Origin of the sequence: Pseudomonas sp. LAMO17WK12:I5, assembly GCF_900215165.1 — a bacterium.
Taxonomy (GTDB): Bacteria; Pseudomonadota; Gammaproteobacteria; order Pseudomonadales; family Pseudomonadaceae; genus Aquipseudomonas; species Aquipseudomonas putida_A.
Genome location: NZ_OBDS01000002.1, coordinates 457,830 through 470,291, shown reverse-complemented (window position 1 = coordinate 470,291; position 12,462 = coordinate 457,830). Strand labels below are relative to the sequence as shown.

The following is a 12,462-nucleotide window of genomic DNA, read 5'->3' as shown; positions in this document are numbered from 1 at the left end:
TCGCTCCCCTACCACCGAAAACTAGGGGAATGGTGCTCAGGGCAATCAGGTATCCCTACCCCGTTTTTTAGCTTCGGTTATCGGTGGCCCTATCAGACTGAAGAGCTTGTAGCAGGTAAATTTCCAGAGCGGAAACGTTAGCTCAGCTACCCCACTTATACTGAAGAGGTTGTCAGGTTTGCCTGGGCCCAGTTCTCAGCGGTCGTGAGTTGAATCGACTGCTGCTCGTTGAAGGTGCCTGCTTTAGGCCATGACACACCTTTGCCCTGAGCAAATACGGCACGGTACTTCTTGATGTGATGGGTGGGGTCTTTTTCCAATTCTTGGAGCAGGTACGGAACAGTCCACACGTTTCGTTTGAACGGGCGACCCAGCACACGTTCAAGGAGGCTGGCGACCTCTCCGTACGTCACAGTGTCTCCAGATAGATAAACAATTTCATTGCGAAAGCGGGGTTCGAAGAAAACGATTTCCGCTGTCAAGGCGCCGATGTCGTCTGGAGTCGTAAGCGTCACGCTGGTTTCGAGACTGCCTAGTGCGTTCACGGTGTCGTTTTCGAAATCGACCACCTCGAATACAGGCTCGAACAAAAAGCTGGTGAACATACCAGTCGAGATGATTACCCATTCAGTTTTATCCTGGGCGCGAAGCAATTCGCGAACATCAAGCTGAGCATCGAACAGATCCTGAGGACTGCCCCGACCGATTGCCTCGAAGTCGGCACCAAACTGCCACGGGAAGTAGCGCTTCACACCTGACTTCAGAGCAGCGGTAGCCAGTTTCATCGGGGTTTCCCGGCCTGCAACCATGCCTGCACAGCCGATTACGGTATCGTAACGTGCGAATACTTCCGCCAACTGATCGATTGAGTCATTCACGAGGTCTGCGGCTACCATCTGGATGCCTAGGGCCCGAAGCTCATCGATTTCAACCTTTTTCTCAGGAATTTGAGTGTTGATGGTCGAGTCCCTGAGGAGGACGCTGATTGTGGAACCTGGCGCACGCTTTGCTACCCGCGCCAGGTTGCGCAAAACCGGCAGTCCAAGCTCACCGGCGCCTAGAACGAGAATGGATTGGGGGGAAAGCTGGGTCACTTCGGTCATGATTTCTCCTGAGCCCTGTTGCCTGTAAGATGAACAAATGCTTGCACGATTAGGCAACGCTTGTAAGAAGGCACACCGGTGATACCAGACAAAGAAATGTCCAGTCAGGAGGCTCTCAGCCAAGCTGAGACAATCTGCCGAACGCTTAGAGAAGACGATGATGGCGTCAGAAGGGAAGTGCTTGCTCACGCAGGCAGCCGCTGGTCATTAGGCATTCTGCATGCCCTAGGGGTGTACGGCACAATGCGCCATGCCGAAATAAAACGGCAGATGACCGGAGTGACTCAGCGGATGTTGACTAAGACATTGCGCGCCATGGAGCGGGATGGCTTAGTGAATCGGCGGGAGTTTGATGAAATTCCACCACGTGTCGAGTATGAGCTCACGCCGCTAGGCATGGAACTATTGATCCGCATGTCCCCCATCTGGACGTGGGTTGTCGAAAACGTTGAGGATTTCCGCAAGGCGCGGCGTAATTTCGACAATCAGAATGATAAAAAGCCTGTATGGCAAATACCCACGTCGACACCATTAGGCTCAGAAGCGTCTGACTGATTTACTCGCAGCGTACTAGAAGCCCGGTGCTGAGGAATAGCGTAGTAATTAATCAATCGCACTGACGCTCTTTATTGGGCCATCAGCATGACCATGCATTGCACATAGTGACACCAGCACAGGCGACGCCTGCGCTGGCTGTTAATGTTGGGCCCCAATGCTGCTGCTCAGTCGACACTAAAAGGCCAAAGCATCGAAAAAATCAATAGTCTGATTTATTGCCAATAAATTGACTCGATTAGTCTCAGCAGGGTTATCTTCGCAGATGAAGCTGTGTCCTACTTCCTCATATATATAAAAAAGATTTGGCACACCCACACGATCAAGCGCGTCCTTCATTTGCACGCTTTGGAGATATGGAACCTTCCGATCCTTTTTCCCGGCTAAAATCAGCATCGGCGAAGTTCGAGATGTGGGGTGAAAAGCGGGACTGGCTGAGCGAAAACGAGCAGTGCGATCCTGGCCAGGCTCTGCCCCTATAAGCCTCCACTCCGGCGCATCATCTGGAATGTCAATTCCCAGCTGTAGCGCTTGATCACCGAGAGTGGTGAAGTCGAAAACTCCATACCAAGCCGCTACGCCATGAACGCTTGCCGTGACCGGACAATGCTGATCCTGACTACTTACCGATTCAGTTGGATTGCCCAGCGAGGCAGCCAACTGAGCTCCGGCTGACACGCCCCAAGCGTAGACCCTTTGCGGATCTATACCGAATGCATCAGCTTGGTTCAGCAGAAAACTGACAGCAGTTCGAACATCGTCGATTTGCGCTGGCCATTTCGCCTCTGAGCTAAGTCGGTAATTCACCGCTGCGACGACATAACCTCTGCTCGCAATATCGCCCAATAATCTCGGAAAGTCAGTGAAAACACCGCATCGGTGACTGTCACCACGCCTCCAACCTCCTCCGTGGATATAGATCAGCAGGGGTAACTGCCTTGGGTGAGGCTGCCCTTTCTTCAACGGGGAGTAGAGGTCGAGCGTCAGGGGACGGTAGCCATCAACTCTATGATATTGCAGCCCCCCAAGAAGCGTAACGCCGCTCGCAAGCACTGTCTCCATCACAGGGAAAAGATCTTTATAGACCATTGAAGGCTCAGTCACGGGGTTCAGCCAAGTTGTTGATCTGAGCAATTAGATTCATCCTCGGGTAGCGGAGATTGCCAATTGAGGCGGCCATAGCAGAGACGTCCAAGAACGGCATAGGCTCATGAGAGAGGTTATCGCCTCATTCAGCCAGTGCAGATCTGGTTTTTTTCATGAGGATTCAAGCGGGCATGGCGACATGGGCGTCGAACTCGCCACTGTCACCAAGAGCCTTAGCTACGAATCCACTTCGCAATTGGCGGTTAACGAAGCCCTGGACATACTCCGCCGCAATATCGCGGCCTTTAGGCACTGCCAGTGCCTGACGGATTTCTGTGAAGTTATCCATTAACACCCTCACGCCAGTAGTCGACTTGGCGAAACGCTCCAATGGTTGGCGAACACCAGCGGCTGCATCCAGGCCCAACTCCAGGAAGGTGTGGACAGCTTCAGACGAGGTTTCCGCTCGGACGAGGTTAGCATTCTTGAGTGTGCGGGACAGGAACAAGTCGTAGGCGGCACCCTTTCCTACGGCGATACGGTTTCCGCCTGTATCCAGAGCAGAGGCTCGATGGAATTTGCTATCGGTCTTCACAAGATAGGTTCCGTCGATACAAACGTAGGGGTTCGAGAACGCGATTTTCTCGGCCCGAACTGGCTCGATTGCCAGAAATGCAAGATCCCAAGCCTGTTCTTCTAAAGCAGCGAACACCTTGCCGGCAGCATCGTACGTCGCCATCGAAATTTGGATGCCAAGCTCATCGGCAAGGGCCTTTGCCAACGCAACTGACACTCCGGAAAGAACTCCAGTTTGCTCATCTCGCTTCGCCAAGACAGGATTGCCAAGGTTAATGGCCACCCGCAGTGTCCCGTGAGGAGCCAAATCCCTACACACGTTGGCAAGTTCAAATTTCACGATCGCTCGCTCCTTTCCGCTTCTGACTGGCTAGCGCCTGCCCCTTTCCAATGGATAATCATTTTTCCGATAATCAAAATCATGAGCGCACCTAATGCTCCAGCGGCGTAATGAGACCATGTCGGCACTGCCGGCACGCTAATGTCGGTGATCGCCATCCTACCCGCGATCCAGCCCAGCAGTGCCGCTCCCAGCGTGATGACTATCGGGTACCGATCCATGAAGTGCAGCACCAACTTGCTGCCCCAAATGATGATGGGAATGCTGATGACGATGCCGAAGATCACGAGTTCCAGTTGGCCGTTGGATGCTCCCGCCACAGCAACGACGTTATCCAGGCTCATCACCGCGTCGGCGACGATGATCGTTTTGATTGCCCCCAGAAGCTTGGGGCTCGCAGCCAAGTTGTCGTGAGCGTCCTCGCCTTCGGGAACGATCAGTTTGATCCCGATCCACAGAAGGAGCACGGCGCCAACTAGCTTTAGGTACGGCAGCTCCAGCAATTGCAGAGCGAAGAAGATCATGGCGATCCGGAGAAGGATCGCCCCCAACGCGCCACCAATGATGGCGCGATTGCGCTGAGCTTCTGGGAGCTTGCGGCAAGCCAGCGCGATGACCACCGCGTTGTCGCCACCCAGCAAAATATCGATGGCGATGATTTGCATCACCGCCAGCCAGAACCCTGGCGAGTTTATGAGTTCGATCAAAATGAGCTCTCCAAGCCAGGGGGCCGGTTAATCAGACAGTTTTGAAGATCATGCAGACCGGGCTGCCGGTCTTGATCACCTGACCGTTCGAGGTAAGCACCCCGGAAGCCTGATCAACATCAAAGCCGACAATGGTGTCTGTCTCTTCGTTGGCGACAAACAGACGCGTGCCATCCGGCGTCAGGTTCATGAAGCGAGGCTTACGTCCTTGAGACGAAGTGTGAGCCTTGGCAGCAAATGCCCCACTCTCTTCCAGCGCGAAAGTCGTCACACTGTCATGGCCCCGGTTCGACACGTAGAGGTATTTTCCAGACGGCGCCATCACGATGGCCGCGGCACGGCTATTGCCTGTGAAGTTCGACGGCAGAGTGGAGACAATTTCCTGAGGCTTTAGCGAGCCTTGCTCAGGATCGTAGGCGTACCCGGTGACGCTGCTGTCGAGTTCGTTTACGACGTAAGCGCTCTTCCCTACCGGCGTAAATACCACGTGGCGCGGGCCCGAGCCTTCGCGTGCTTTGACCATGCTGACCTGGGTGGCGCCATATTTCGCGTTGTTCTGCTGCACCCGGTAGACGAAGACGCCATCCAATCCTTTGTCGGGAATGACCAAGAATCGTCCGGACGGATCGAAAGGAATCATGTGTGGATGAGAGCTGCGTTGCTCCACTTTATGCGGCCCAGGCTCGCCAGGCAGCGACTCCAGATGAGCCAGCGCGCCGAGGCTACCATCATCCTGAATCGGGAAGATCGCAAAACCGCCAGTGGCATAGTTCGCAACAGCCAGGAACTTACCGGAAGGATCGACGCTGAGATGAACGGGGTTCTTGCCTTGGGTGCCAACTGTATTGAGCTTGGTCAGCTCACCGCTCTTCGCATCAATAGCGAACGAGCTCACCTCGCTGAGATCACCATGTACGCAGTAAAGATGAGTCTGCGAGTGGTCGAAGGTCAGAAACGATGGATTCACAAGATCATTGAGCGCCTGAACCAACGTGCACGCACCCGTTTCAGGCGCATAACGGTATACAGTAATGCCTACGCCACGGGCATTGCGCTCTTTGGTTGTGCGTGATCCAACATAAGCAAACCGAGGGGTATGCGACCGTTTGTTATTGGTCATCTTGCTTTTATCACTGGTAGCAGCAGCGTGTGCCGGGAGGGTGAAGCCACCAGCCAATACACCGCCTGCCGCGAGCGCAGAAAGCTGAATGAATTGGCGGCGGAGCATCGAGTGACGCGGGAATTCGGATGAACTCATGGTGTGGTTCTCTGTTGTTTTTATTATTGATCAGGGTTGTGCTCATGCCGGACGGAAGCCGACATGAGCACGGGCTGGATCAGAGGACTTCAGGAATCCGTACCCAGCCCTCCATCAGCCGGCGAGCACTGCGGCTCATCACAGCCTTGTCCACACTCCAGGCACCGTCCTCCAGCACAGTTTTTGCGCCTACTGCCACACTGCCAGCGGTATGCCCCATACGAACTTGACGATCCCCGATGTCACCCACGATACGATTCACCAGCGTGCCGTCGAGAGCTGCCGCGACGGCGACAGCGACTGCACCCGTACCCGTAATCGCATGGTGAAGTTTGCCCATCGACAAGATCCGGGCGATCACATCGATATCACCAGGCTCAACGAGCTTGCCGCCTGCCGCCTGATAGGCCTGAGGCTTGGCCACGAAGCACAGCTTCGGCGTGTGCGGACGCAGACGAGTTGCCTCTTCGGCGGTGGCGGCCAGTCCCATGGCAACGGTGCAGTGGGCACGGATGGTTTCGCAGCGTGCCAGCAGCTCAGCATCCCCATTGACCTGATCCTGAGTTTCGGTGCCCTTCAGGCCCACTCGGTCAGCTTCAACGAAGATGGTAGGGTTACCAGCGTTCAACAACGTGACGGGCATATTGCCAATGCCTGGAATATTTAGTTCGTCGATGGCGTTACCCGTCGGCAGGATGCTGCCCCCCGAGCCGCCTGGTTTAAGAAACTCCAGCACGACTTCAGCAGCGGGGAACGCCACACCGTCGAGCACGAAATCACCTTCTTCCAGAACCTCGCCGTTGCGCATAGGCACATGCGCGATGATGCGTTTCTGGATATTGGCCTGCCATATACGGACGACGGCGATGCCATCGCGAGGCGCATCTACCAGACCTTCAGAGATGGCGTATGGGCCGACAGCCGAGCTCAGGTTGCCGCAGTTGCCCGACCAGTCGATCACTGGCGTCTCGATGGCCGGAGCCCCGAACAGGTAATCCACGTCACAATCTTCGCGACTAGATTTACCGATGATCACCACCTTGCTGGTACTGGAGGTCGCACCACCCACCCCGTCGATCTGCTTGCCGTACACATCCGGGCTACCGATCACGCGGAGCAGGATGGCATCTCGCTCTTGGCCTGCAGGCGGCAGATCCTTGTCGAGAAAGAACACACCCTTGCTGGAGCCGCCACGCATGTAAACGGCTGGAATACGTCTTTGAGTCATTTGATATCTCCTGCGACAAATCAGCGGCACATCAGTTAGCGGATGCGTTCTTCATGCTTTCGATCAGCAACTGCGGCAACAGACCACCATTGCGGAAGTAACGAACGTCCTCGAAGGTATCCAGACGACTCACCACAGTGACGCGCTCGGTTTCGCCGTTTTCGCGCTCGATCACCAGAGTGACCTTGGCGCCTGGCTGGAAGTCATCGGTGATGCCTTCCACGCTGAACGTTTCGCGGCCATTCAGACCCAGGCTTTGGCGCGAGACACCCTGCTCGAACTGCAGCGGAAGAATGCCGAGACCCGCCAGGTTGGTACGGTGGATACGCTCGAAGCTCTCAGCTACTACCACGCGCACACCCAACAGGCGTGGGCCTTTAGCCGCCCAGTCACGAGACGAACCACTGCCATATTCTTTGCCGGCGACAACGATCAGGGACTGCTTGCGATCTGCGTAGATCTCGGCAGCCTGAAAGATCGTGGTGACCTCTTTCTCAGGCAGCAGCAGCGTCCATGGGCCTTCACGACCATCTTCGAGCAACTCGTTCTTGAGGCGCGGGCTGGCGAAGGTGGCGCGCTGCGCAGCCTCGTGGTTGCCGCGACGTGTGCCATAGGAGTTGAAGTCAGGCACCGCGATGCCGTGCGATTGCAGGTATTGGCCCGCATCGCTTTCCGGCAGGATCGCACCCGATGGAGAAATGTGGTCGGTGGTGATGTTGTCCGACAGCATGGCGAGGACGCGCATGTTGCTCAAGTCTTTGCTGATGTCAGTGGCCGTCACCGCATCGCTCCAGTAGGGAGGTTTGCGAATGTAGGTGCTGTTCGCTTGCCATGCGTATTGGTCGCTGACACCGGCGCGCAGGTCGCTGGCAATCAGTCCGGCTTCGCGCGGGACGTCTTCGTACGCCTTGTCGAACAGGTCGGCGGTGAGGTTTTCAGTCTCGATTGAGGTGAGTTCCTCGTCGCTTGGCCACAGCTCGTGCAGGTAAACAGGCACACCGTTGTCATCCACGCCCAGCGCGTCTTTTTCCGGATCGATCAGATAGGTACCGGCGATGGCGTAAGCAACGATCAGCGGCGGCGACATGATGAAAACTTCGCGAGCCAGCGGATGAACACGGCCTTCGAAGTTACGGTTGCCCGAGGTCGCAGCCACGGTTTCCAGCTTGCGGGTGCGGATCTCCTCTTCGATCTCAGGGCTCAGCAATGGCCCCGACATACCGTTACAAGTGGTACAGCCGTAACCGACCAGGTTGAAGCCCAGTGCATCCAGATCATTGTTCAGACCCGAACGCTCCAGGTAACCAGCAACCACCATCGAACCTGGCGCAAACGAAGTTTTTACCCATGGAGCGCGCTTCAGACCACGCTTGCGGGCGTTGCGTGCTACCAGACCAGCGGCGATCACACCACGGGGGTTGGAGGTGTTGGTGCAACTGGTGATTGCAGCCAATACGACCGAACCATTGTCCAGGCCAGTTGGTAGATTGGTTGCCGGTGCCTTCTGACCCAGCACGATACGCTGGTGAGGCTGTTTCGGGCCGGCGATGGAACGCTCCACGGTGCCGAGATCCAGGGTTACAACGCGGTTGTATTCAACCGCGCCGAGGCTGTCATGCCACAGGCCTTGAGCACGAGCATAGGCTTCAGTCAGCCCCGAGATCTGACCGCCACGACCGGTAATGCGCAGGTAATGCAGCGTGCGGTCGTCGATGGCAAACATGGCAGCGGTAGCGCCGAACTCAGGCGCCATGTTCGACAGGGTGCCTCGGTCAGCAAGAGACAACTGTGGAACACCTGGGCCGAAGAACTCCAGGAAGGAGCCGATCACGCCAGCCTTACGCAGCAGCTCGGTCAGAGCCAATGCGATGTCCGTTGCCAGGTAGCCTTGGGGCAAGGTGCCTTCCAGACGCACACCGACAATTTCAGGCAGACGAAGCATCAGGGATTTACCCAGCATAGCTGCCTCAGCCTCGATACCACCGACACCCCAACCCAGCACGCCGATGGCATTGATCATGGTGGTGTGGCTGTCGGTGCCGACCAGCGTATCCGGGAACGCCCACAGCTCACCATCACGGCGCTGAGTGCCAATTACGGTAGTCAAGCGTTCCAAGTTGATCTGATGAAGGATGCCTTTGCCCGAAGGGATGATCGACAAATTGCTGAACGCCTTGTTGCACCAGTCCAGAAACTGGAAACGTTCGGCGTTGCGCTCACGCTCAATGGCTTCGTTATCGGCGAGTGCACTGGCGTCACCCCAACGCTCTACGTTGAGCGAATGATCCACTACCAAGTGGGTCGGTGTAACAGGGTTAACCAGCCTCGGGTTGCCGCCTTGAGCAGCGACGGCATCGCGCAGACCCGCGAGGTCGACCAGCGCCGGCGTACCGAGCAGATCCTGCAGAACGACGCGAGCTGGACGGAAAGGAATGTCGAATTCTTTAGAGCGGGCGCAGATGACTTTGAGCGCGGCTTCAGGGTCAGCCTCTCCACGCAAAACGTTCTCGGCAAGGATTCGCAAGCTGTAGGGCAGCTTCGCGTAATCACCACCCAGGTCGGTCACGACCCCCCGGATGTCGCTGACACGGTACTCGATTCCGTTGGCGGAAACGATTTGACCCTTTGACTTAGGCATTGACTATTCCTCACAAACAACACGGGTAACGTTCTTGTGGGACGCATATTGCACTTTGTGATGATATAGGTCAATGTTGGGTCATCCGATTCATCTTGTTTGAGTGTCGGACGTACCCAACCAACGATTTCTACTGCGCATGCTCGCTCCTTCGACGTAGCGCCCAGTCAGGTACGGTAGAAAAAATAAAGATAAGAAAAATCGAGGCCCGCCATGATCAAGCTCTTTTGCCCCCGCTCCCCCACCACTCCCATTTGGATCGAGCCGGTCTCGACCTGAGACCTATTGCGCTATCCAGGCCATATGGCCGACCAGAGCCACATAGATCTGAAAAATGGGAGTTCGACCGTGCTAACAGTCCTTGGCTTTTCAATGGTTATCTGTTTCATGTACTTGATCATGACGAAGCGCCTTTCTGCGCTCATCGCGTTGATCTTGATACCTATCGTTTTCGCGCTGATCGGAGGCCATTACGTAGGCCTCGGTGCCATGATGCTCGACGGCGTCAAAACACTTGCTCCAACCGGCGTGATGCTGACCTTCTCGATTCTCTACTTCGGCATAATGATCGACGCTGGGCTGTTCGACGGGCTCGTCCGCTTCATCTTGAAAGTGGTGAAAGGCGACCCTCTCAAGGTCTCGGTAGGCACTGCGGTGCTGACGATGCTGGTGTCGCTGGATGGTGACAGCTCGACTACCTACATGATTGCCTGCGCTGCATTCCTGCCGCTGTATCAGCGACTGGGGATGAGCGTGCTGGGCATGACATGCCTGGTGAACATTGCCAGCGGGATCATGAATATCTCGCCGTGGGGTGGGCCAACTGCTCGCGCAGCAGCAGCGCTGCATGTGGATGCAATGGAGATTTTCCTGCCCATGATTCCTGGCATGCTGCTAGGTTGCGCCTGCCTCATCTTTACTGCCGTAGTCATTGGGCGCAAAGAGCGTGCGCGCATTGGCATTCTTGATATGGACGGTCTTCATCACGGCCCTGTGTCGCTGGGCAATGGATCAGCAGAGCAATGTGATGAAAATCGTCGTCCGAAAATGTTTTGGCCGAATTTGATCTTGACACTAGGCCTCATCACTTGCCTGATCATTGGCGCAATGCCTATCCAGATCCTGTTCATGGTCGGCTTCGCCATTGCCATCATGCTCAACTACCCGAACATTGAGCAGCAAAAAGCACGTATTGCCGCTCATGCGACGAATGTGTTGGCCGTTACAGCAGTCATTTTTGCTGCGGGCATTTTCACGGGGATCCTTTCCGGAACCGGCATGGTGGACTCAATGGCGAAAAGCTTGCTGCATGTAATCCCACCAAGCTTCGGCCCGTTCCTGGCTGTCTTCACCGCCCTCGTTAGCCTGCCGTTTACATTCTTCATGTCTAACGACGCGTTCTACTTTGGCATCCTTCCGGTGATCGCACAGACTGCAGCCCAATACGGGATAACTCCACTGGAAATCGCGCGGGCTTCGGTTGTGGGTCAACCCGTCCACCTACTCAGCCCGCTGGTGCCATCACTCTATCTGCTCGTTGCCTTGGCCAAAGTAGATCTCGGAGATCATCAACGCTTCGCGCTCAAATGGGCTATTTTGGCCAGCCTCGGCCTGTTGGTGGGCGGCCTTCTGTTTGGGGCATTTCCCTTCTATCAGGTTCGGTAAGCCCCGCTGGACGTCATAATTGAGGCGGAGGCCAAACGGTCTCTGCCACAGCGTAAAATGACGCGCTAGAATGGGCTTTCTTCGGTTCAGATCTCTGTGGTTTCCGACCTAATGCCTCTAAGCCCGCTGCAAGCACGCATCGCGCGTGACATCGTTTCCCACGTCCGACGTGAACGCTTCCCTGTTGGCCATCATCTGGTTGAATCACAGCTAGCGAACACACTGAATGTGTCGCGCACGCCTGTGAAGTTTGCCCTGGGCCATTTGGTTGAAAAGGGTATGCTGACCTACGACCGCAACAGGGGATTTTTCCTCGCGCGATCCAGTGACGACTTGAGCGACCTTGTCTCTGAAGTCATGGAGAAGAGCGACGATCCTCTGTACCTGACGCTTGCAGAACTTCGCCTCAGTCGGCAGCTTCCTGAACTGTTTACCGAGATCGAATTCATGCGGCAGTTCGATGTGTCCAGAGCAGCTCTGAGGGCCGTGCTGTCTCGGATGCAGCAAGAAGGGTGGGTTGAACAGCGTGCAGGCCAAGGGTGGCGTCTGCTTCCCATGATCGACTCTGTTGAGGCTTACGAAGAAAGCTACTCCTTCCGAGCGACCGTCGAACCTTCTGGCCTTTTGTCACCGACTTTTCAGATTGATCGCGAGACGTTGGCGGCATGTCGTAAGCAGCAGGAATTCATCGCGAACGGCGGCTACCTGACCATGACGCCTCAGGAGCTTTTTGAGGCCAATTCCCAGTTCCACGAGACATTGGCAGCGTGCTCGGGTAACCGTTTCCTGCAGCAGACTGTCCGCCGTCTCGACCAGTTACGACGCCTGGTGGAATACCGCCAGGCCAGCGCACGCACACCCCGTAAAGGCCAAGCGGAAGAGCACTTAGCGATTCTCGATTGCCTGGAACGTGGCGACCGCTTGGCTGCTGCTGACCAGATGCGGCGCCACCTTGAACAAGCTCGCCGACACAAAGTCGATCCTGCTTTGTTTGAATAAGATTTCCACTCCCTAGCCCCTAGAGCATTGACGCGATCAACCTGGTCGCATGCGCTCACTCCTGGCGCTTGGACGACGCTCTGCCAGCTAGCGGTATCGTCGTAGTCCCATAACGCGCTGATTGACTTATATTTCCATATAAAACATTCGAACTAAGACATCCGAGTGCGCGCTTTCGTGTCATTTTGCACCCAGCTCGATCACGCTGTTAGACGAGGTCGACCTCAAGTTTTGTAACCGTCCGGCAAACATATCTTCCTCGAACGACTGCTAAAGGCCATGGTTTCCACCTAATTTAAGTAGACAC

10 protein-coding genes are annotated in these 12,462 nt (G+C 55.7%); 3 read left to right on the top strand and 7 right to left on the bottom strand.

The window, feature by feature from the left end; genetic code table 11:
- Positions 1–155 precede the first annotated feature (155 nt).
- The gene (locus CRO59_RS05040) at positions 156–1,103 is read right to left on the bottom strand and encodes an aromatic alcohol reductase (protein ID WP_027614501.1); all 948 of its coding nucleotides are present in this window, start codon (positions 1,101–1,103) and stop codon (positions 156–158) included.
- Between the two features lie 96 nt (positions 1,104–1,199).
- On the opposite strand from CRO59_RS05040, the gene CRO59_RS05035 reads away from it, so the two are divergent.
- Entirely contained in the window at positions 1,200–1,658 is a 459-nt protein-coding gene (locus tag CRO59_RS05035) for a helix-turn-helix domain-containing protein (RefSeq protein WP_027614500.1), read from the top strand.
- A gap of 177 nt (positions 1,659–1,835) precedes the next feature.
- On the opposite strand, the gene CRO59_RS05030 is transcribed toward CRO59_RS05035, so the two are convergent.
- The 6 genes from CRO59_RS05030 to CRO59_RS05005 all read right to left on the bottom strand — a co-directional run bounded on the left by CRO59_RS05030 (position 1,836) and on the right by CRO59_RS05005 (position 9,491).
- The gene (locus CRO59_RS05030; protein WP_065899395.1) at positions 1,836–2,747 is read right to left on the bottom strand and encodes an alpha/beta hydrolase; all 912 of its coding nucleotides are present in this window, start codon (positions 2,745–2,747) and stop codon (positions 1,836–1,838) included.
- 178 nt (positions 2,748–2,925) lie between these two features.
- A complete protein-coding gene (locus CRO59_RS05025; protein WP_027614498.1) occupies positions 2,926–3,660 on the bottom strand; it encodes a transporter substrate-binding domain-containing protein in 735 nt (244 codons plus the stop codon).
- Positions 3,657–4,367: a TerC family protein gene (locus CRO59_RS05020; RefSeq protein ID WP_027614497.1), complete on the bottom strand. Its 711-nt coding sequence runs from the start codon at positions 4,365–4,367 to the stop codon at positions 3,657–3,659. The genes CRO59_RS05025 and CRO59_RS05020 overlap by 4 nt, the downstream gene beginning before the upstream one ends.
- Before the next feature lie 31 nt (positions 4,368–4,398).
- On the bottom strand, positions 4,399–5,625 hold the full coding sequence (locus CRO59_RS05015; protein ID WP_256578366.1) for a lactonase family protein: 1,227 nt from the start codon (positions 5,623–5,625) through the stop codon (positions 4,399–4,401).
- 79 nt (positions 5,626–5,704) lie between these two features.
- Positions 5,705–6,853, bottom strand: a complete 1,149-nt coding sequence (prpF, locus tag CRO59_RS05010) for a 2-methylaconitate cis-trans isomerase PrpF (protein WP_027614494.1) — start codon at positions 6,851–6,853, stop codon at positions 5,705–5,707.
- Between the two features lie 31 nt (positions 6,854–6,884).
- The gene (locus CRO59_RS05005; protein WP_027614493.1) at positions 6,885–9,491 is read right to left on the bottom strand and encodes an aconitate hydratase; all 2,607 of its coding nucleotides are present in this window, start codon (positions 9,489–9,491) and stop codon (positions 6,885–6,887) included.
- A gap of 348 nt (positions 9,492–9,839) precedes the next feature.
- Here CRO59_RS05005 and CRO59_RS05000 point away from each other — a divergent pair, with 348 nt between their 5' ends.
- Together CRO59_RS05000 and CRO59_RS04995 are read left to right on the top strand one after the other, a co-directional pair.
- The gene (locus tag CRO59_RS05000; RefSeq protein ID WP_026019990.1) at positions 9,840–11,156 is read left to right on the top strand and encodes a CitMHS family transporter; all 1,317 of its coding nucleotides are present in this window, start codon (positions 9,840–9,842) and stop codon (positions 11,154–11,156) included.
- Between the two features lie 111 nt (positions 11,157–11,267).
- Positions 11,268–12,155, top strand: a complete 888-nt coding sequence (locus CRO59_RS04995) for a GntR family transcriptional regulator (RefSeq protein WP_027614492.1) — start codon at positions 11,268–11,270, stop codon at positions 12,153–12,155.
- The last annotated feature ends 307 nt before the right edge of the window (positions 12,156–12,462 follow it).